Below are 21,341 nucleotides of genomic sequence, written 5' to 3'. Positions count from 1 at the left end.
ACCAAACACTGATCATGACTGTAAAAGGGATTGGCTTTAAGCTTCGATCCACGGCTCCACCTGCGGAGGAAATTCAAGCCTACCCTTCAACACATCAACGGAAGCGTGCCAGAACCGCAAGCATCGCTGCATTTGGAGGTTTACATCGGCAACCACAGCCGGGGCATTCCCTCTCCGCCCGGTATCGAAGGAAACCACTAGCCTCCGGTGAGGACTGACAGAAAGGGCGAGCAAGCGGTTCATGGAATGGATCCGCTCTCGTAAAACGAGATTGCGATGTTGTCTGAGATGACCGTCGCGTCTGAACGGGGTACTCTAGCTACTTATAAATGAGGCGGAAGCAGGCGGAAATCCCTCAGGAAGGAACAATGTTGCACTATTGTGGCTTGAGCTGTCGGATCTTTCCAGTTTCGGTCGTGTCGTAGCCACCCAGCGCCTCAATCTCCGTGCGAAATTGGCGACTGACGATCGCTTCAAGAAGGTTGCCGATGCTGGGATGGGCTGTTAAATAGGGCTTGGGCACGACCAGATCATAGCGAGACTGTTGCAACGAAACAAATCCTAAACCGAAGAGATTCGCCGCTGATCGAACACCTACCCCGACATCTGCTTGACCTTCTGCAATACGGCGGGCGACTTGAAAATGTGACTCGGCAATCATGTCGTACCCTCGGACGTCACGCCGATGTAGTCCTCCTTGTTCAAGCCGTTGATCCAACAGATGCCTCGCCCCAGCTCCCTCCTCCCGGTTAATGAGCGTTACGCCCTTACGGCCAAGATCCTCGATTCTGCGAATCTCCTTAGGATTTCCACGGCGTACGATTAATCCCTCTTCCCATGCAGCAAACGTCACAATGAGGTAGTCATCTCCTCGCAAGTGCTTGCGCAGGTATGGAATGTTGGATTCGCCTGTTTTCTCATCCACGATATGGAGACCGGCTATATGGACTTCGCGTCGCTTCAACGACTCGAGCGCTGCGCTGCTACCCATCGTCCATCCAGTCACTGTGGCCGTTTCTTTGTACCGTCGAAGGTATTCCCCGGCAAGAAAAACCGCCGGATCACATCCAGCAATGGCAATCTCTTGCTCAATGATACGGCGATCCCTGAGAAGTTGGACTTGGATTCGCTTGTTCGGCTTGTCCCGAACTTTTACATCTTGTTCGCCGCCAACAATCAACCCATCGGCCGGAACCGTATACGCGAGCAGTTCACCCAATGCTCTCACTGGTCGAACCACATAGCGGTCTTCGACGCGCGCCACCTTGACTCGTATCGGAGTATGAACACCATCGGGTTGATCCTGCTCACCAATGTATTCACCGCTGATGATTTCACCGGTTGCTCGCAGATTAAACAAATCTTCTACCCGACAGCCAAGGACTCCTGCCAACCGTAGGGCCACCGCTGTCGTCGGAAGATAGTGATTTCCTTCGATCGCACATACCGCCTGACGCGTAATCTGAGCCGATGCGGCCAAGTCGCTTTGTGACAAGCCTTTAGCAGATCTGAGCACTTTCAAGTTATTTTCGATGTTGCTGACAGGTTCAGCGCGATGGCGTTCTCCCATGTATGACTCGATACATGGATAGCTTACATATTGTCAAGTATAAATATACTCTCGTCATAAGTCTTCTGATTACAAAAGGCGTGTCCGTAAGTTCCAACGATACCTCTCATCGTAAGGAAACGCTCAACCGACCCGCGGTATAGGAAACCGTGTCCCGGCCTCAACTCCAGCCTACTCAGGCTCACTCAGGCCTACTCTAGCCAAGATTTAGCGAAATCGCCCCTTGGCTGGAGTAGGCCGGAGTGAGTTGGAGTTGGGCACAACAATGCACAGTAACCTGATCTTGGATGAGCATTTGGTGTAGCGAGGAGAGATTCCGTCTAGTAATAGCTAATAGTCCGTTCCGTGATTGTTGCTTCGAAGAGAGGTTGGTTTCCCTGAGCAACAGGATTAACGAACCGTTGCACACTTTTTCTCGTCCAGTTTCCAGCCGTATCATACTCATAGGTTAAGTGACTCTTTTCAGTAGGCGATGGGTCAGCTCTGCCGGTCATCTCTTCTTCAACTGGATTTCCTCGTTCGTCGTACTGATAGCTGGCCTTCTTACCAAGAGAGCCGTCGGGCAGAATGTCGACTTGTTCGCTGATCCGGCCCTGTTGGTCGACAGTGAAGCGTGTGGTTGATTGGAGAAGGCCATTCCTATAAATGGCGCGTGTTCTGACAGTTCCCCGTTCATCGTACTCGGAGAGCTCTTTGGCCAGCGAACGGTATTGATAGAAGAGATCCTCCTGCAACCTGCCTTTTCCATCGTAGCTAAAAACATGCAAAGATGAGAAGGTCCCGCACATGTGATAGGCGACCTCCGCCATTTTCCTGCCGGCCGCATCATATGCATAGCGTCGCGAGAGATACTCTTGCCCATCAGGATCGAGGATCATCTCGCGCACCCGTTTGCCTTTTGAATAGACATACACCAATTTCTGGACCTGCTCTTGCGCACCCGGCTCATCTTGAGCAGGACGGGGCCGGCTCACCATTTCCGTAAGCGCCCCATCGCGATCGTAGGTGGCAATGGTCGTCGCAGTCTCGGAGATGATCGTGACTTGCCGAACGGGGCCGATCAAGCCATCTCGGCTGCGATCCGTCTCTTTGGAGATCGTCGTTCCGCCGATGAGCACCGCAGCGGCGGTCACACCCACGATGCCGAGAAGCAGACCGTATCGTGACGCTCCATTCATGACGGCCTTCGTTCTAAAACACTCGGTCGGCGGCTGATGACCACAAGCATCGCGCCTGCGATGCCGCCCAAGAGCCAGGTCAACAGTCTGACAGGGAACCAGAAGAAGGCAATGGCGGCTTCCAGAGTTGGGAATTGGAGGGCAGTCAGAACTTGTTGCAGACCATCTGGCTGGAAGATCGGATAGAGCACCATGGCAATCACGCCAGCGGTATAGCCAGCGGCGATTGCATAGATCACAGTTGAGAGAACGGGAGGCGGTCCATTATGATGGCGGCTCGACCACCACAGCAGAAAGATCATCAGCGCGCTCAGAAAGATGGCTTGATACGGCACAAAGTACGGTCCGCGCAGCCAAAAGTTCATCCAGCGGATGATGGACGTCAGAAAGGCGACCCCATAGGCCAGCACGAGACTCGCCCCTACCAGGAGTAAACGGGTTCCCCCACGAGAGGATCGCAGTTTAAGGCCGTGAGGTGGTGTGTGGGTTTCTGAGTCAGAGGGCATCCCGGCAAACTACTGTACGGAGAATTAAGGAGGGTTGCAATGTCCCCGAATCAACAGGTTCTCTCGCCGCCCCAGAGCCAGGCTTCCGGGTATGGCAAGCTTATCGTTGCGGCCATTTTTCTTTCCACGATCGGCGCATTCTATTTCTTCGATCTCATGGCCTATCTGTCGCTCGATGTGCTGAAGGCGAATCGCGACCAGCTTTTGGCCTTTACAGGGGAACATTATGTACCCGCCGTAGCGTTATTCATCCTTATTTACATCACGCAAACGGCTTTCTCCCTCCCTGGCGCAACCATCATGACACTCACCGGAGGATTTCTCTTTGGGAGCTTGTGGGCCGCCCTGTATGTGAATATAGGAGCCACGACGGGCGCGACGCTGGCATTTTTGGCCGCTCGTTATCTGTTCCGCGACTGGGTGGAACAGCGATTTGGGCACCGACTTGCCGCGTTTCAAACTGGCTTCGCGCAGAATGCCTTCAATTACCTGCTCACCTTGCGGCTCATTCCGCTCTTTCCCTTCTTCCTCGTCAATCTGCTCTCCGGTCTAACGAGAATGAAGGCAGGCACCTATATCATCGCCACCGCACTCGGTATCATTCCCGGCAGTCTAGCCTATACCTTTGCCGGCCGTCAGCTAGGTACGATCAACTCTCTTGCCGAATTGGCTTCACCTCGACTGCTATTAGCCTTTACGGTCCTCGGGTTACTCTTTCTCATGCCGGTCATCTACCGAAAGTTCGTTCGGCCTGTGGAATCGAGAGGAGGAGGAAACTAAGTGCGGCTGCTCGGGAAGATCTTGATTGGGTTGGTGGTTCTCGGAGGGCTGATCTACCTCTACTATACCGAAGTGAAGCCGACGGTCATTTTTGGCCTACGGTCGGACTACGCCCATGCCATTCCCCATCAAAAAGTTCCAGAAGGCCTGACGAGCCTGAAAGCCGAGTCCTGCGGCAGTTGCCATACGGAAATCTATAATGAGTGGAAAACCAGCATCCATTCACAGTCCTACAAGGATCCTTTCTTCCATGCGTATTGGACGAAGGATAAGCACACGTGGGTCTGCCTCAACTGCCATACCCCGCTAGAAAACCAACAACCCACGTTGATCAAAGCAATCCCCCGCCAGCGAGTTGAAAGAGCCGTTCAGGAACCAAATCCTCATTACGATGCCGAGTATCAGCAGGAAGGTGTGACCTGTGCGGCCTGCCATGTGCGAGATGGTGTGATCCTTGGGCCGTTCGAGGATTCAGCTGCGCCACATCCGACGAAATTCGATCCCGTCTTTCGCACAACCCAACTCTGTTACCGGTGCCATAGCGTCGTGGGTGGGCCGGCTCAGTTCTATAACGGGGGGCCGTGCGGCACCTACGCCGAATTCGAGGGCGGCTACTACATGAAAGAGCGCGGGTTCATCTGCCAAAGCTGTCATATGCCGGAAATAGATCGTCCCGTTGCGGTTGACGGGCCGATCCGACGCGGACGACAACATTTGTGGCGAGGCGGACACGACCCTGATATGGTCAAACGCGCAGTCGCCATTCAAGTCAAAGCCGAGCCATCGATTCCGAAAGCAGGGGATGATCTTAAAGTCATACTCACCCTCATTAATGCCGGAGCGGGCCATAAGCTGCCGACGGGCGATCCGGATCGTCACTTCACTGTCGAGTTCATGGTGGCGGATCAGAACGAGCAGGTTCTGAAAGAGCAGAGCGACACGATGGGTCGATGGATCATGTGGCAGCCGGCGATTATCGAACTGTACGACAATCGCCTGATGCCGTTGGCAAGCCGAGACTACACGTTTACCTATCGCCTGCCAAAAGAACTTGCCGGGCTAAAATTGAAAGCCCGGGTGCGCTACCACATTCAATCAGAACGGCAGCACCAGATGTTAATCAACAAATTTGGCCTCACGGCAAGAGATCCCTACAATTTCACGGTCTACGAGCGAGAGGTGCCATTAGTAGGCGACCTGGCCAAACACTTCGAGGAGCCTTCGCGTGAGTCGCATCTAGCATGCGCCGCATCGGGACACAGTTGAAACCATTGAGTGGTTAAGTCAGCCAAAAACATTTGTTTTGAACTAGCCCTAGCATATGTCAGTTTCCTTGAGAAATCGACCAGCGTTCTTTGTCATTTCAGGTCAGGCTTTTGACCTGTCTGTCAGCGCCAGTTCATCCAATTCTAAACAGAAACCCTACGTGTTCCCGGCGTGTTCTCTTTACAGCAAAAACCGACTAAATTTGCCTCAATTGACCTGAAAAGAACTGAGCTCACAAAACAGAGAAAATCCGCTCCCAGAGCGGTGTTTCGCTATATCGACATAGTCTTGTGCGGGAATATCAGAAAGGCTTAGAAGGCTGATGCTCTATCCAACTGAGCTACGGGCGCATCCTGAATTGTCAATCCCCTAGTTTCCGTGTCTTGCGGTGTACCTTCGCCACGCGTTCCCGGCGTGTTCTCCCGGAGATGCTTGTGAAGTCTCTGAGTCGCTTGCGTCAAGTCCTGCTCCCTGATTGCATCGTAGCGCTTCCACATCGTTGGCGATTTGTGACCCACGAGTATTCTCGCTGTCGCGGTATCACCTCCCGCGCGTGCTAACTTGATTGATGCACAATGACGCAGTTCATGGAATCGAGAGCCAATCATACCAGCATTTCAACCAAGGAGAAACCGAGATGGCGACCCCAAAAGGATCCCCACTCATACACTCCGATCCGGCAACATCAAGGCCACGATCTGGGAGAATGCCGGCGAGAAAGGCCCGTTCTTCACAACGACCTTCTCTCGGCCGTTCAAAAATCAGTCCGGTGAATGGCGCAACGGCACCTCGTTCGGTCTCAACGACCTCGAGGCCCTGATCAACGTCGCGCTTGGAGCGAAGGAGTGGATTGAGGCTCATGCCTTGAAGCACTGCGCCGCTTCAATGGGAAGCCTCCGGCCCTCCGGGGGCTTCCCTGCCAGATCGAATCGCTTTTCACTTGTAGTGGGTTCAGAAACTTGGAACTTCAAGATTTCGGTGGGATACGGAATGAAGAATGAACAATTGGGCATTAGTTCTGTGCATGTCATTGCCAAATGCACTATTTTCGAATCGAACTCTCACACAACAATCAGACCAATTCCCGGCGCAATGAGATCTTGACTGGTTTGGATCTGAGGAGGGGCGCCTTGTGCAGGCGCCCCTGTTCTTGCTCCGTCCTACTTAGAATCGATTCCGACTGCCGAAATCGTTGCCGCGTCCTCCGTTGCCGAACCGACCGCCGCCACCGGAACGGGGTGTCTGAGGCTTGGCTTCGTTCACGGTCAGAGATCGACCATCCATCTGAGAGCCGTTCAAAGCGCTAATGGCCGCCTGAGCCTCCTCCGATGTGGACATCTCCACAAAGCCGAATCCTCGGGACTGTCCCGTGAACTTGTCTGCGATCACCCGTGCCGATTCAACGGTGCCGTGTGTAGCGAACAAGGTGGTGAGTTGCGTTTCGGTCGCCGAGTAGGGCAAGCCGCCGACATACAGTTTTGTACCCATGGGGTACCTCCTTTTGAAAGTGACATTGTCTGAATCACGAGAACGATGTTACGAGGGGAAGGAGAGGCCCGAAGTCGCAATCATGCGAGGGCGGCTTAGGTCAGACTTCCGATCAGATTCTCGCTACCAACAACAATATCGATGATGGGCCGTAGTCATTTGACGTTTCATGCGAGGCCCACCGCGATGAAACGTGATCATCATAGCAGAGCGCGAACACAATAGCTAGCCGTTTGGCGTTGGTAGTGGGTCAGTGTGATTTATTCGCCTGACGAATTGCGCTCGGATGGCCTCGATGCCCACACTTCTGACATACCAACTTTGTGCCGCCGCTTTTCATGTAATCTGTTTTCAGTTGTTCTGTAGAACGGACCTCGAGCTTCATCATGCCCTCTTTGCATTTTGGGCAGGTGATCGCCATAGCTCCTTCCTATGAACTCAGCCCCATAGCGCCGGCAATTCTTTGAAGGACCATATATGATCCACGACCTGGCCGTGCCAGGTATGCTGCCGTACACAAGTTCCGGCGTGAACACTCTTAGTCGTGCGTCGTCGATGCTCAGGCCCGCTTGATAAAGCGGTCGTCAGCGAAGACACTGTGTAACTGGTCGGTGACGAAACGACGATAGGCCTCGGTTTGCTTCACCATGATGACGAGGTCTTTGGCATCAAGCAGAATGCAGAGATCGTCTTCTGCCACGAGCTGTCGGGCTGGCGTTCCGACATTCACCCGGTACTGGGTCTTCTTATCAGGGTTTCGCTGCGGCCCGATGACCAGCTCGGTCGTTCCATCAATAAAGCCTTCCTGTCCTTCGTGACGATGCCTGACCTTCGTCCCGTCAGGAATGCGTATCCAACTGGATGTGGATCGCGGATTGCTGGGCTTGGCATCGCTCATCGTGTTGGTGTCTCCCTCTGATTGTAGGTGTGTGGTTCCTTGCCAGTGTGTTTCCATCCATCGCGACCTGTGACGACCCACGCGGGGACCTTCTGAGACCTGGCATGGAGTGTCGCTGGTCTGACAATTTCCTATGCTTGGCTATGGGACTGGGGGCCTGGCCAAATTAGGTACGGCGGCTTCTTTATGACTTCTCTCGTATGGGCGAACATCCGAACTGCATAGTCATATGCATGCGTTTGCGCCCCCAGACAAGACGATGCCGCGAGATGGTTTGAAATGATCCGAAATACGGCCTGGTCATCTGCCTCGATCGTGGCGCTATAGAGGGCACAGGAGAAATCCCCATCTCTCACGTGCTGCGTGCTGATGACCAACTGCGACCCGTCCGGTAAAGTCATGAGCGGTTCTAGGTTGATGCGGCTCATCGGTACTCCTCTCGTTTCCGCAGTTGGCATTATGAGTTGGCAGCTACGTAGGGCGTGACATACAGCCTCAGACGGTTGCCGTCAACTAGTGCGCCTTCAAGAGCCACCACGGCATGAAGGGCTTGTTCGCCGGAGCCCATTTCCACAAATCCATAGCCGGCCGATTTGCCAGTGTGCTTATGCCGAACGATATAGGCACGGGCGACGACCCCATAGGATCCAAAGAGGTTTAGGAGGTCCCTGTCTGAGATCGTCTCCGAAAGACCGCCGACATACAGGACTCGTTTGCCCATGATGGCTCCTTTGTGCGGCCGACACGCTGAGCCAGGCGAAGGCTCTCTACATTTGTCTTGGGGCACGAAACAGCTTACGCTGAAGGAGCATATGCACTACCGTCGCATCGTGATCGAATGGCTGCGCGCTGAATTGTCAGTGGCGCCTGGCTTCGACACTTCGCGACGACCTACGGTCAGAATAGAGGAGCTTGTGGGCCCCATCGGAGTCCGACCAAATCCGGGTCTTCCCCTTCTGGTGCGGAAGGACGCGACGCTTTTTCAGCCTTGCGGAGGGCTCGCTTCGCTTCCTTATCCTGACGCTGTCTCTGCAATGCCTTTTCCCGATCGCGTTTCGCGAGTGTGGTCTTGCCTGCTCGTCCGATGGCGTCCTCCTTGGTAAGAAAGACAATCTTATTGTTGAGGCTGCGTGTTCTGACTTACTGTTCAGTTGGTATTCGTTGCACCACGGCGTCTGGCTCGTTTCCCATCGGAGTGATGATTCCGGCCGCGTCCTTTTGGATCTTGCTCTGGGGACCCCGAGCGGGTGCCGTGTCCCACGCCTTGACTCGCAACCGACGAGATCTCTCTTCGAATCGTTTCGATCGCGGTTGGTTCAACCAGACCGGGATCCGACAAACCCAGCAGTTCCCATCGAATTTTCGGCTTCAAAGTGGATCTGATTTTCTTCTTCTTTCCGCTGCCCCGCCTCCAAACCGAAGTGATGCTCATCAAGAAACTCCTTTCGTAAGTTTGGATCTCATGCTCCACCATGACTACCGAAGCGCACGTAAGGCAGGCGTGACTCCCGCCCCAACCCGATATTCGACCTCTACGCCAGACTAAACCAATTCCACAGGTCACACAGGGAGCGTAAGAGCAACTTGACTATGGGATCGCGCAGAACAGGGAACGGGGATGCGGGAGGCGCGCAGAGGAGGAAAGTAGCTCGTACCACTCAACAGTATACCGCGCCACCTGACGTGCCGTCAAACGACACTTATTCGACCAATCCGCGGCTAACCCAAATGAAATGGCTATTTCACCGAACGACGATGCAGAATCTGCAGCGGAGGAAACAATTCGTCCTCCCATTGAAAATTGCAGGCACACCTAAACATTGTGAACCCAGTCCGACATCCCGTTTGGAGCCATGATCGTCAACAGTAGGTCCTGTTCTTTGGCTGAAACCTGGTCAATTCAGAGCTCTCAGACGACAATGGGATCGCTCAGGACAAACCATCCGTGTTCGCAGCGTGTTCTCTCTGCGGCAACAATCGCCTAAACTCAACCGAACTGACCCGAACAGAACTGACCCCCAAGTAGATGGCAAAGCCGCTGCTCTGTCGATTGAGCTCCGCCACCTCCCAGCAGTGTCCAACCGGCCAATACCTGCGAGGCGCACCGCTCGCGCCAGGCCCCCGTCACTCCCGCTGCTTGATCCTCTCCGCTCCGCCTGCACCGGCACTTGCCTCGTGTTTCCTCCTTGAACTGTGCGTTGGCGCTCTAGTTCTCGTGAGAGAGCCACCTTCATTTCAAACCAAAGGAGGAAACAAGATGGCTGCCAGAAAACCATCCAAACAACCGGTAAACACACTGCGATGCGGCAACATCAAGGCCACGATCTGGGAGAACGTCGGCGAGAAAGGACCGTTCTTCGCGACGACTTTCTCTCGGCCGTTCGAGGATCAGTCCGGTGAATGGCGCAACGGCACCTCGTTCGGTCTCAACGACCTCGAGGCCCTGATCAGCGTCGCGCGTGGATCGAAGGAGTGGATTGAGGCCCATGCCTTGAAGCACTGCGCCGCTTCAATGGGAGGCCTCCGGTCCTCCGGGGGCTTCCTTCAATTGCAATTTTCTCTGAACCCCTTACAGGGCTGTGGAAACCATCGACCCTTACAGCACAATCAAAGTTCTTAGCCAACCATTGAGTTATCCTGACGCTAGGTTCCCCCTCCCGAAATTCGGCAGCTAGAAGTGGTCACCTTCATCACCTTCATTTGGTATAGAAGCATTGGCCGACCTGCTGACCAGGATAAAGGAGCGGCACCGGTTCAGATTCTGTTTCTAACCCAAGAATCCGCCATTCTACGGGGATTTCCACAGGCTGTACGCATTTATACTTGACATTATGAAAGTATACGTGTATTTGGGTCTGCATGGGCGAGCGACATCGCGCTGAACCAGCAAGTAACATCGAGAATAATTTGAGGATGTTGAGGACTGCCAAGGGTCTGTCGCAAAGCGATTTGGCAGCATCAGCTCAGGTTACGCGGCAGGCTGTCTGTGCGATCGAGGCCAATCAATATCTTCCCACCACTGCGGTGGCGCTTCGCCTTGCAGGAGTTCTCAACTGTCGCGTGGAGGACCTCTTCCGCCTCATCTCTACCGGTGAAATGGTACAGGGTGAGTTGATCGCCGGATTGGGCACCGACTCACTCGCTCATCATGCACGAGTAAAAGTGGCCCACATCGGGAATCGTTTAGTCGTGCGTCCGGTGGCTGATCTCGGTGAGGTATTAAATTATGCGATTCCCGCCGACGGATTGTTTTCCGGCTCGGTAACTTCTTCCTCGCGCGCGGACAAAGGCGCGCGCTCTGTGCGGGTACAGTTGATACGAGATCGTCACTTGATCGAGCAGGAAATTGCGGTAGCGGGATGCGATCCCGCCATCTTTCTCGCTGGCGAATATTTGCGGCGTCATACGAACACGTCTACGGTGGTCGGATGGACAATGGGCAGTGGCGCCGCGCTAGAGGCATTGAAACGAGGAGAAGTTCATATTGCTGGTCTCCACATTGTCGATAGCACGTCGGGCGAATCGAATCTGCCCTATGTGAAGCGGCATCTCAAAGGATACGACGTGGACATCGTGACATTCGCCCGATGGGAAGAGGGCCTCATAGTGTCCGCCGGCAACCCCAAGGGTATTCGAGCAATCACGGATCTGGCGCGTCCCGACGTGCGATTCATCAATCGGGAATCGGGCGCGGGTGCGCGGATTCTTCTCGATCAGAGGTTATCGGCAGCCGGTGTGCCATCCAACCGCGTGAAGGGCTATGACCGGCTTGCGTCGTCGCACTTTCATGTGGCGCGCTTGATCTCCGAGGGGCAGGCCGACGTTGGCGTCGGTGTGCGCTTCGCCGCAAACTATTATGGGCTCGACTTCGTTCCGCTCCAGGAGGCTCGGTATGATCTGGTCGTTCCCAAAGCTTATCTCGCCGCTCATCCCACACTGCAAAGCTTCTTTGAGACGATCGTGACGCATGATTGGACCGAGGCATTGACGCTGGGTGATGTGATCGCGGTGATGGAGAATGGTCAGGTGTTGCAGGTTGGCTCACCACAAGACGTGTTTTCTCGTCCCAAGAATGCTGAGGTCGCGCAGATTGTGGGAGTGGAAACCGTCGTACAGGGTCATGTGATCGAGCAAGCAAACGGGCTGGCCACCGTCCGCGTCAATGGAACGACGCTCAAAGGCTTGGGATCAGATGAAATTGGCTCGCCGGTGTTCGTCTGTATTCGAGCCGAAGATGTGGTGTTGGAACAAGCGGGCAGTGGCATAACGAGCGCGCGCAATCATCTTGTCGGGAAGGTGAGCGAAATCATTCCGCACGGGGTCATGGTGCAGGTGAAGATCGAATGTGGCTTTCCCTTGGTGGCGATGGTCACCCGAGGGGCGTTGGAAGATTTATCGCTGAATGTCGGGAGTTCGGTGATCGCCGCGATGAAAGCCGGCGCGGTCCATCTGGTACCGAGAGCCTAGCCTGCCGCCAAAAGGCACTGATCCGACCGATTCGGGGTGCCGCTAGATGATTGGCCTACCACAAGCAACCTGTTAATCTGTGATTGGCCGGAAAACGAATTGCTCCAACCCTCAGAGGAGAAGAGGCTCGGTAGGTACAAAACCTGCGTGTTCCCGACGTGTTCGTTCCAGAGCACAAACCGCCTGAAATAACCTCATTCGACCTGAATACACCCAACTTGCCAACACATCGCAAACCGCTCCCAGAGCGCCGCTTAATTGTATCGATATAGCCTTCCGCACAGATCAATGTTGAGAGTGACAGTTACTCCGAGGAGCCTTGTTCGTTTTTCACGCTGTGTGTGTTGAGCGAAACCTCTCGCCAACGAGTCGGATAATTACCTTTGACCAAGGTCGTCTAGTCTGCAACTTCGCGCGGGCGTACCGCACCGATCGTGGAAAGATAATCACCTTCATCAAAACTTCACAGCGTTGTCTAGCAACATTCAGAAGAGCATTACACTCGCCAAAACTCTTCTTGACGCCGCCGCCGAGGGGGCTTGGGTAGGATGGAGAACGACAAAGGCGAACTATTGTCTCCCGATGCGGTCCGGAAAGTTCGAAATCACACCGTCAACGCCGAGCGCTAATGCGCGCTGGATCTCGCTGATGCTGTCTGCCGTATAGACCCACACGAGCAGGTTCTCCTGGTGGAAGGCATCGACCAGGCGGCGGGTGACCGTGTCATGCCGAAGACCGACGTATGCGGATCTATATTCCCTTGCACGAGCAACCGGTGCCCGGGGTAGCCGACTGAACAGCACCATGAGTGCCGCCTCTGGATCGACCGATCGAACTTGGGTCAGTTCGCCGTGCAGGAAAGAGGCATAGATTACCGGGTAGCTGAATCCAGCCTCGCGGACCGCGTCGACAGTCTGCTGCGCCACTCCTTCGACCTTGAGTTCTAACATCAGACCTGTTTTACCGGAAGCCGCCTTGAGCACTTCATCAAGCGTTGGAACGTGTTCACCATTCCCCGCGTTGAACGCCTGTACTTCCCGCAGTGACAAGGAGTCGACTCGTCCTTTTCCGTTGGTTGTTCGACTGATTGTCGCATCATGAAGAGCCACTAGGATCCCGTCTGCCGTGCAGCGCACGTCAATCTCCACAAAGTCGACTTGCAATTCGATCCCTCTTTGAATCGCGGCCAACGTGTTTTCCGGAGCATGACCAGCAGCTCCACGATGGCCGATTCTCACCACACGAGGCATGGGATCTCCGGAATCAATGCGAAGACAGAAGTGGTTGGAGTTAGGAATCAGCGCTAATGGATGGCGCAAATCGGAGGTTGTGTGCGTCCAAATGTTCGAGATATTCCTTCATCCGTTTTCGCTCGTAATTCTTCACCAATTCGATCACCTTGCCATCAATCTCCAGCAATCCGAGGCCAGGAGGGATCGCGTCTGGGCGGATGACAAAAAGATTGACTCCCATCTCCTTGGCTTTCATCTGTGCTTCCGTGAGGCGGTGGTGGATGTATCGCTCATTCAATCGTAGCAGGTCGTTTAACTCGAGAAGATCCCGCAAGGGGTGTGGGTCAACACGAACACTCTTCCTCGGAACGTTGAGAAAGATGAACACCGTATCGCATCCGAGGCTGAGAGCCTCTTCAACCGGGAGGGGATTGGCGAGATCAGCATCGAGGTATCGGTAGCCGTCTATTTCAACCATCTCAAACAAAGGGTACAAAGCCATGGAGGCGCGGATACGCTTAAAGAAGACATCATGTTTGGATTTCTGGATCCGCGCGTCTTCAGATTCATCCATCGCGAGATCTCGGTCCTTGTTTGAAAAGATCACGGTCGCTCCATCTTCATACCGTTCAGTCAGGATATGCCACACGGTGGGGCTTGCGAGCACCTTCTGCAGGTCAATCTGCTCACCGAGTCTCGCTAAAAGCGGGAATGGATCCAGGAAGGCCTTCATCCTCTTGAATTCAAAATATTTATCCACTTCGTCGAACGCTTCTTGGACTTCAGGCGCCTGCACGAGCCGCCGGAATGACTTGTGCTGGGATTCAAATGTGTCCATGAGGCGAAATATAAGACTCACGGTGCGACCCGCTACGCGGAACGGCATGCGCACACAAAAGGATAGGACCAGCGGCAGAAACTTGAGTGCCCTCCTCAGATCGTGGAGTATCGATCCGCTCGGCCCCCAGCCCTGAGTCACCCGTGGTACAACCCCTAAGAGACGTGCCAATTTCTCGCGGAGGAACGGGTGGACTTCGTAGATCGCCTCCGGAGAGGTGATATATTCTTCCCAGATGCGGAGAGTTTTCTCGGCTCCGACTACTCCGGGATTCTCGACGAAGCCGAGAGCATTGCAGGTTCCAGCTGAGGAACTCATGATGTGGGCTGGTATCAAGCCGGCATTGACCAATTCTGCAGCCGCAGCCGCCTGGATGACAGCCTTACACCCACCGCCGCAAAAGACGAACAGAATCTTCCCGTATTTGTTCGACAGATGATCAGACATGCGAATTCCCCAGCTTTGCATACCCAGAACACCTATAGGGTGCCAAGACGGCTACACGATGTTGCCAACGACGTGGGTGCGCTAAAACGCCCAGCGCATAGCTTGCTCGGCCAGTGTCCGGACAGAAGGGACCCCACCCAATGAACTCGTACGATGTCTGCATTGTAGGAGCCGGGGTCGTCGGATGCGCCATTGCCCGAGAGTTAGGGCGGCGGCAGTGGACCGCTCCGCTCCGCATCGCCGTACTGGAACAACGCGCGCGGGTGGGAGAAGAGACCAGCGGGCGCAACAGCGGTGTGCTCCATAGTGGAATCCACGAACATCCCCGTTCATTGAAGGCCCTATTGGCACGAGAGGGAAGCGCATCGACGGTGTCATACGCGTTACAGCACAACATCCCCCTGCTCCAAACAGGCATGGTCATCGCCATTTCGCGCGAGGATATCCGCCGAGGTCTCTGGCGTGAGATGTCCATGCTCCGGCGTCTGTGGATCAACGCCTGGAAGACCAAAATCCGGATGTCGTTTGTGACGCCGTCGGGATTACAGACGTGGGAACCCCATCTTCGTGCCTGCTGTGGCATTGTCATTCCAAGCGTCTGTGTCATCGATTCGCTCGCCTTTGTGCAATCACTCAAGACCGACTCGGAAGCTACTGGTGCCGAGTATCTTTTCACTAACCGAGTGATCGGCATCGATGAAGAGGCGGCTTCCTACATCGTCACCACCGATCATCAGCAAATCCGTGCTACGTGCTTAATCAATGCTGCAGGCCTCCATGCCGACGATGTTGCCACTCTTGCCCTACATAATAATAAGTATACCATCAGCCCCCTGCGGGGTGAGTACTACGAGGTGGTCACCGCAGAGAAAAAGCACCTTATTAACCGTTTGGTGTACCCTGCCCTACCTCCTCAAGCAACCGGCAAGGGGATTCATTTCGGCCCCCGTCCGAATGGACAGGTGTTCCTGGGACCCAACGAGGTGGCAATCCACAATAAAACGGACTATACGTCGCGCAAGACACCGCCGGGCGTGTTCCTCGACGCCTTGAAGAAATTCCTTCCGGCCCTGGAAGAAGGCGATCTTCGGTGGGCTTATTCCGGAATCCGGCCTTGTGTTGTGAAAGAAGATCAGCGCAAGAGCGACTTCATTGTCTCCGTAGACAGGAAAGACCCGCCGCTCATCAATCTGGTAGGCATTGAATCGCCCGGACTCTCTGCCGCGTTGGCGCTGGCTCGATATGTTGGCGACCTGCCTTGCGTTCAGGGACGTTTTCGCCCGGTTGGCCCCCGTCCTTCCCCCTGTGACGCCTAGGAACGTTGAAGGGAGAGTCGCTCCGTTTCTTCAACGCGCAACACCCGGTGCAGTGTCTTTCCAAGAATCGATCTGGGTAGTTCCTTGCGGAACTCAATCTTCTTAGGAACCTTGTAGGATGCCAGGTAACGTCGGCAATGTGCGAGGAGGTCGTCCGCAGAGACGTGTTCAACCGTGATGACAACAAACGCCTTAATCGATTCGCACCCGTCCCTGAGCTGCACTCCGATGACGGCCGCCTCACTGACATGCGGATGAAGAGCGAGCACCTGCTCAATCTCGGCTGGGTACACATTAAAGCCGGAGGTTGACAGAATCATATTCTTCTTGCGATCCACGATGTAGAAGAAGCCATCTGGATCGGCGCGCGCGACGTCGCCGGTCGCGAGCCATCCCTCGGGCTTCAGCACGTTCGCTGTTTCCACAGGATTGTTCCAGTACCCCTGCATCACTTGTGGACCCCGCACCCAGAGTTCACCGACCTCGCCAACCGGGACTTCACGACCCGTCTCGTCGACGATTTTTGCCTCAGTGTTTGCGATCGGCAATCCGATAGACCGCTTGACCGAGAGACCGCGGGGAATATTGCAGTGCGTCACCGGTGAGGCTTCTGAGAGGCCGTATCCTTCAACAATCATGTGGCCAGTCTTTTCTTTGAATGTTTTCAGGAGTTCATAGGGCAGCGCGGCTCCCCCGCAAATTACAAATCTCGTCGCCTTGAAATCGTTCGCATCACAATGGTCGAGAAGCTTTCGCACAAGAGCAGGAACAAGTGTGATCACGGTGGGTTGCTTCTTGCGAAGAATCGTCAGCAGAACAGACATGTTCCGAGGGTCAGGGACTAGCACCATACACCCTCCGACGGCCAGGCAGATATTTTGCGTGACCGTCATTCCAAACACATGAAAGAGAGGCAGCGCCGCGAGAAAGCTCTCCACTCGTTCGGCGGGCGCAAACCAGCTGATGAGTTGCTGAATGTTGGCCGTCAGATTGCGGTGACGCAGCTCCGCTCCTTTGGATATGCCGGTGGTGCCCCCTGTATATTGAAGGAGCGCGATATCGTCCGGCGTCACGACCGGAAGGTCCTTCGGCGCGACGGGGGTCACGCGATCCAGCACATCGTGGAAAAACAGCGTCGTATCCTTCGCCGGGATCTCAGGAGGCGGTTGGCCGTTGCGATGTCGATAGATATACTTCGCGATCGTCGTCATGAAATCGGTGATCCGGGTGACGATGATCAGGTCCAGGTCCAGCTGCTGGATTTTCTGGTACATCAAGTCGAGAACTACGATCACTCGCGCCCCCGCATCTCGCAGCTGGTGCGACAGCTCGTGTTCCGTATAGGTGGGGTTGCAGGCCACGACGATGCCCCCCGCCCTTAATATGCCGAAGTAGGCGATGACTGCCTGCGGAGAATTTGGAAGACAGAGGGCAACGCGATCACCCTTCCGAACTCCCAACGCCGCCAGCCCGCAGGCAAATCGCTCCACGAGCGAGTAACATTCCTGATATGAGAGCGTCTTGCCGAAGAAGTAGAGAGCCGGCCGGCGTGAAAACCGTTTCGCGCTCCGGGACAACATCGATAGGAGCGTCTCGGAGTAAAGCGAGAGCTCGTGGGGGACTCCCTCGGGATAATGTAAGAACCACGGTTGTTCACGCATGCAGCACTCCGCTTGGAGCGAGTTAACTCAACACCCTCTCACCACTACCACCCACCGCTCAAGAGACTCGGACAAGGCTCAAACCGTTTGCCGTACTTGATCGCCAGCGCTTCCAATGCCTGGGCTATCTGTCCAGGTGTCATGGTCTGGCGAGCCCATGTAAGCAGACCTCCACGGAACGCGGGAAACCCAATCCCATACGTGAGAGCAAAATCAACCTGCCAGGGATGCTCCACAATCTTGTCGTGCAGACAGCGCACCGCTTCGTCAACCATGGGAAGAAATAAGCGCTGCTGAAGGATGTCGTCGGAGACGGAATCAACCGCCGAAGACTCTGTACGACGATAGTGTGCAATGAGTTCAAGCGCCTGCGCATTCTCTTTACCTGACTTCCAAAATGTCACCGGCTTCTTGGCGGAAAGGAAATTCCGCAGCAGCGCGTCGCGGGATTCTATTCGAGATCCTAACGCGGCGAGCGAAGTCAGGACATGCATGGCGACCGGAAGTCCGATCAGGTCGACGAGTTCGAGAGGACCCATCGGATGCCCGCTGTCCACTGCCATGCCAAAGTTTTTGGCGATCGCGTCAATGCGCCGAAGAGAGATACCCTCTCCCACCATGATCACGGCCTCTGCCAAATAGCGTGAGAGGATTCTGTTAACGAGGAATCCTGGTCCGTCACGCACCACCAGCGGAAACTTGCCCAGGCGCTTCGCCACAATGCAGGCCTGCGCCAAAACCCTGTCGGATGTGAAGGGCGCTCGCACCACCTCCACCAACTGCATTTTGGCGACAGGATTGAAGAAGTGGAGTCCGACACACCGTTCAGGATGAGCAGCCTTCACGGCAATGTCGGCCAAGGTGTACGATGACGTGTTGGTGGCAAATATCGCGTCGGGTCGTGCCTCGGACTCAAACTCCGCAAGCACCGCCCGTTTCACGTCCAGTTTCTCCGACACCGCCTCGATCACAAGAGAGGCAACGCTTACATCCCTGAGGTCAGTGGTTGGTGTAATCCGCATCATTCGATAGCGCAGCTCGGAAGGAAGGATGATCCGCTTACGCACCTGGACAGCCTGCCCTTGATGGATCCTGCCCATCGCCGTCGCGAGAATGTTCGACGCCACATCCCGCAGCACGGTCGAATACCCTTTTTCGGCGAGCTGCCCGGCGATTTGGGAGCCCATCAAGCCGGCTCCCAGCACACCAATGCGAGTCACAGCCTCCGGAACGGGAGCAACCCTCCGTTTCACCTCCTCGCCTCTCAGGAACAGACCAACGAGGTGTACAGAGATCGGGCCGGCCATAAGGTCCAGCAAGAGCGGCTTCTCGACTTTTAGTGATCCCTCCAAGACACTCAGATGCATCCCCTTCTCCACTGCATCGATGGCACGAAGCGGAGCGGGATAAAAATGCCTGACTCGCTTGATGACCTGACGTCGCGCATAGCGACACACCAGCGAACGAATCACTGGGACGCTGAAGAGCCTCTCGTTAGCCCGGAGCTGCCGTGGTCGAAGAGGAGTCGACCCAAGTTCACAGGCCCGCGCAATGGCGACGTGAACGAGGGTTTCTTTCGCAACCTCCTCAAGGGTTCGAACCGTAGAGGGGATAGACGTCACCATTGCTTCCGCAAGGCCTATTTTCAAAGCCTGCCGAGGGAAAATTGTCTTTCCCGTTGCGATCATGTCCAAAGCCGCCGGTAAGCCGATTAACCGTGGAAGGCGCTGCGTACCCCCAAATCCGGGCAGAATACCAAGCTTGACCTCCGGCAGGGCAAAGCAGGTCCTCCCATGAGCACTGGCAAGCCGCGCATGGCAGGCCAGCGCCAGTTCGAGCCCTCCGCCCAGACAGGCGCCTTCCACCGCGGCGACAAAAGGTTTTGGCGAGCGCTCCATTTCGCCAAAGACTCTGTGGGCAGTAATGACCAGTTGCTCTAACTCCTGAAAGGAATGGCGCTGCTGTGCGTCATGCATCTGTTCCAAATCGGCTCCGGCACAGAAATTTCCTTCTTTCAGGCTCGTCAGCACCACGCCTTTGACGGCGGTGGAATGTTGCGCAAACCGGACGATCTCCTGCCATTCAGAGAGGCTCTCACCATTGAGCACATTGACCGACTTACCCGCGTAATCAAAACCTGCAAGGAGAATTCCCCCGTCAGCGACTGTGGTCTTGAAATGCCTGAATTCGCCTGACATCTCTATTTCCTCTCCAAGATCATCGCCACACCCTGTCCGCCCCCGACACACATACTGATCAATGCCCGCTCCGCATGCCGCCGTTTGAGCTCAAACAAGGAGGTCGTGGCCAACCGTAGACCGGAAACACCGACCGGATGACCGAGGGCGATAGCCCCGCCATGCGGATTGAGATCGTCGATTGGGATTTCGCCGAGACGTTCAGTCCATCCATAGCGGCCAAACTTGCGCTCCATGAGAGACGATGAGTCCAGAATGCGAGTGATCCCCAATACCACGGACGCAAAGGCTTCGTTGATTTCACAGACTGCAAAGTCCTTGAGGGTCAAGCGAGCCTTCGACAGGACCTTGGCGATGGCCCCGACTGGGGCGAGGCCCATATAGGCTGGCTCATACCCGAAGTCGGCGTAGTCTTTTACATATCCGAGGATCGGCAGCCCAAGGGATTTGGCCTTCTCTTCCTCCATGAGGAGCATGGCCGCAGCTGCGTCGGTGATTTGCGAGGAATTGGCCGGCGTCACCGAACCGTGGCGCTTATCGAAGACAGACTTCACATCGTGAAACATCTGTTGATCGGCATCCTCCCGAAATCCGTTGTCTCGCTCAATGTAGGCGTTGCTCTCTGAGACAAACATGGGCACAACTTCCTCGGCAAAGAGTCCGCCTTTCCATGCTTGCGCCGCCAGCCTGTGCGATCGAACGGAAAACCCGTCCTGGTCCTCGCGAGTGATGCTCAGCGAAGGATCTTTCGCAATATTCTCCGCCGTCTGTCCCATAATAAGGTCGCACATCGGGTCCGTGAGGCCCATGATCAGCCCTATTCCAGGCGGATATTTTTTAAGATTTAGCAACTTGGGAAGAAGGGCAACCACGCTGGCGGTTCGTTCTTGACGACTTCTGGCTTTGCCGAATTGGAGGAGAAGGTCAGCCACCGTTCGGTTATAGACAACCGGGATTCGGCTCATCGCTTCCATACCGATCACGAGCACGGTGTCGGCATCGCCGCTCCGAATGCGTAGACTCGCATAATAGAGTGCCGTCACTCCGGAGCCGCAATTTTTGCCGGCCACTGTATCGGCTGGAATCGTCGGAGGGAGTCCACCGGTGACGGCCGCGACCCGTGTCGGATTTACTGAATGCATGGGGGTCGCGACATTGCTTCCCAACACGCAATCGATCGCCTGCAAAGGGAGATTCCAGCGGTGACAACGCGCAATCATTTCGCGGACGACCCAGGCTCCCAGCACTTCCGCATCCGTCTCGCGAAAATCTGTACCTTCCTTGCAGAAGGGAGTACGAAATCCGTCGACGACCACGACATTACGCATGATGTTCGCCTCGTCCGAAATCCTGAATGATGCCCTACTGACATCGTACCATGAGGCCGACGATTTGCCTTGTTTCTTGGAGTATTGAGTCTCCCGCATAAGGGGGGATAGGAAGCGCGTCCCTCTCATTACGAGACAGAGTCGGCATAATCGGCCCTAAAATGGTGG

At 55.1% G+C, this 21,341-nt stretch carries 18 protein-coding genes; 5 read left to right on the top strand and 13 right to left on the bottom strand.

Going from position 1 to position 21,341, the window contains the following annotated elements; genetic code table 11:
• Nucleotides 1-376: 376 nt before the first annotated feature.
• From VEI50_02490 to VEI50_02480, 3 genes are all read right to left on the bottom strand, one after another.
• Nucleotides 377-1,570, bottom strand: coding sequence for a substrate-binding domain-containing protein (locus VEI50_02490; protein HXX73974.1), 1,194 nt, complete (start codon nucleotides 1,568-1,570; stop codon nucleotides 377-379).
• Nucleotides 1,571-1,890: 320 nt separating this feature from the next.
• Nucleotides 1,891-2,748 carry a hypothetical protein gene (locus VEI50_02485; GenBank protein HXX73973.1) on the bottom strand — a complete coding sequence of 286 codons (858 nt, stop codon included), beginning with the start codon at nucleotides 2,746-2,748 and terminating at the stop codon, nucleotides 1,891-1,893.
• Nucleotides 2,745-3,254: a hypothetical protein gene (locus VEI50_02480; protein ID HXX73972.1), complete on the bottom strand. Its 510-nt coding sequence runs from the start codon at nucleotides 3,252-3,254 to the stop codon at nucleotides 2,745-2,747. The genes VEI50_02485 and VEI50_02480 overlap by 4 nt, the downstream gene beginning before the upstream one ends.
• Nucleotides 3,255-3,293: 39 nt before the next feature.
• Here VEI50_02480 and VEI50_02475 point away from each other — a divergent pair, with 39 nt between their 5' ends.
• Together VEI50_02475 and VEI50_02470 are read left to right on the top strand one after the other, a co-directional pair.
• A complete protein-coding gene (locus tag VEI50_02475; GenBank protein HXX73971.1) occupies nucleotides 3,294-4,034 on the top strand; it encodes a TVP38/TMEM64 family protein in 741 nt (246 codons plus the stop codon).
• Nucleotides 4,035-5,300, top strand: a complete 1,266-nt coding sequence (locus VEI50_02470) for a hypothetical protein (protein HXX73970.1) — start codon at nucleotides 4,035-4,037, stop codon at nucleotides 5,298-5,300.
• 1,164 nt (nucleotides 5,301-6,464) lie between these two features.
• On the opposite strand, the gene VEI50_02465 is transcribed toward VEI50_02470, so the two are convergent.
• The 5 genes from VEI50_02465 to VEI50_02445 all read right to left on the bottom strand — a co-directional run bounded on the left by VEI50_02465 (nucleotide 6,465) and on the right by VEI50_02445 (nucleotide 9,118).
• Complete coding sequence (locus tag VEI50_02465) at nucleotides 6,465-6,788, bottom strand: RNA-binding protein (GenBank protein HXX73969.1); 324 nt, start codon at nucleotides 6,786-6,788, stop codon at nucleotides 6,465-6,467.
• A 559-nt stretch (nucleotides 6,789-7,347) separates the two neighbouring features.
• Nucleotides 7,348-7,686 carry a hypothetical protein gene (locus tag VEI50_02460; GenBank protein ID HXX73968.1) on the bottom strand — a complete coding sequence of 113 codons (339 nt, stop codon included), beginning with the start codon at nucleotides 7,684-7,686 and terminating at the stop codon, nucleotides 7,348-7,350.
• A 131-nt stretch (nucleotides 7,687-7,817) separates the two neighbouring features.
• Nucleotides 7,818-8,114 (bottom strand): hypothetical protein, encoded by a 297-nt coding sequence (locus VEI50_02455; protein HXX73967.1) that lies wholly within the window; start codon nucleotides 8,112-8,114, stop codon nucleotides 7,818-7,820.
• A 29-nt stretch (nucleotides 8,115-8,143) separates the two neighbouring features.
• A complete protein-coding gene (locus VEI50_02450; GenBank protein ID HXX73966.1) occupies nucleotides 8,144-8,407 on the bottom strand; it encodes an RNA-binding protein in 264 nt (87 codons plus the stop codon).
• A gap of 426 nt (nucleotides 8,408-8,833) precedes the next feature.
• A complete protein-coding gene (locus VEI50_02445; GenBank protein ID HXX73965.1) occupies nucleotides 8,834-9,118 on the bottom strand; it encodes a hypothetical protein in 285 nt (94 codons plus the stop codon).
• Nucleotides 9,119-9,943: 825 nt separating this feature from the next.
• Between VEI50_02445 and VEI50_02440 the strand changes: the two genes are divergently transcribed.
• Together VEI50_02440 and VEI50_02435 are read left to right on the top strand one after the other, a co-directional pair.
• A complete protein-coding gene (locus tag VEI50_02440; GenBank protein ID HXX73964.1) occupies nucleotides 9,944-10,306 on the top strand; it encodes a hypothetical protein in 363 nt (120 codons plus the stop codon).
• A gap of 293 nt (nucleotides 10,307-10,599) precedes the next feature.
• Nucleotides 10,600-12,153, top strand: a complete 1,554-nt coding sequence (locus VEI50_02435) for a substrate-binding domain-containing protein (GenBank protein ID HXX73963.1) — start codon at nucleotides 10,600-10,602, stop codon at nucleotides 12,151-12,153.
• A gap of 569 nt (nucleotides 12,154-12,722) precedes the next feature.
• Here VEI50_02435 and VEI50_02430 read toward each other — a convergent pair.
• Together VEI50_02430 and VEI50_02425 are read right to left on the bottom strand one after the other, a co-directional pair.
• Complete coding sequence (locus VEI50_02430; GenBank protein ID HXX73962.1) at nucleotides 12,723-13,403, bottom strand: glycerophosphodiester phosphodiesterase; 681 nt, start codon at nucleotides 13,401-13,403, stop codon at nucleotides 12,723-12,725.
• 40 nt (nucleotides 13,404-13,443) lie between these two features.
• Entirely contained in the window at nucleotides 13,444-14,670 is a 1,227-nt protein-coding gene (locus tag VEI50_02425) for a patatin-like phospholipase family protein (protein ID HXX73961.1), read from the bottom strand.
• A 140-nt stretch (nucleotides 14,671-14,810) separates the two neighbouring features.
• On the opposite strand from VEI50_02425, the gene VEI50_02420 reads away from it, so the two are divergent.
• On the top strand, nucleotides 14,811-15,986 hold the full coding sequence (locus VEI50_02420) for an FAD-dependent oxidoreductase (protein ID HXX73960.1): 1,176 nt from the start codon (nucleotides 14,811-14,813) through the stop codon (nucleotides 15,984-15,986).
• On the opposite strand, the gene VEI50_02415 is transcribed toward VEI50_02420, so the two are convergent.
• From VEI50_02415 to VEI50_02405, 3 genes are read right to left on the bottom strand one after another with little or no spacing between them, the layout of a single operon-like run.
• Complete coding sequence (locus VEI50_02415; protein ID HXX73959.1) at nucleotides 15,983-17,647, bottom strand: long-chain fatty acid--CoA ligase; 1,665 nt, start codon at nucleotides 17,645-17,647, stop codon at nucleotides 15,983-15,985. The genes VEI50_02420 and VEI50_02415 overlap by 4 nt on opposite strands.
• A gap of 44 nt (nucleotides 17,648-17,691) precedes the next feature.
• The gene (locus tag VEI50_02410) at nucleotides 17,692-19,845 is read right to left on the bottom strand and encodes a 3-hydroxyacyl-CoA dehydrogenase NAD-binding domain-containing protein (protein ID HXX73958.1); all 2,154 of its coding nucleotides are present in this window, start codon (nucleotides 19,843-19,845) and stop codon (nucleotides 17,692-17,694) included.
• A gap of 2 nt (nucleotides 19,846-19,847) precedes the next feature.
• Nucleotides 19,848-21,173 carry a thiolase family protein gene (locus tag VEI50_02405; GenBank protein ID HXX73957.1) on the bottom strand — a complete coding sequence of 442 codons (1,326 nt, stop codon included), beginning with the start codon at nucleotides 21,171-21,173 and terminating at the stop codon, nucleotides 19,848-19,850.
• Between the last annotated feature and the right edge of the window lie 168 nt (nucleotides 21,174-21,341).

It is taken from the genome of Nitrospiraceae bacterium, from assembly GCA_035623075.1.
In the GTDB taxonomy this organism is placed as follows: Bacteria; Nitrospirota; Nitrospiria; order Nitrospirales; family Nitrospiraceae; genus DASPUC01.
The sequence above is the reverse complement of the archived record's forward strand: the minus strand, read 5'-3'. Positions and strand labels throughout refer to the sequence as shown.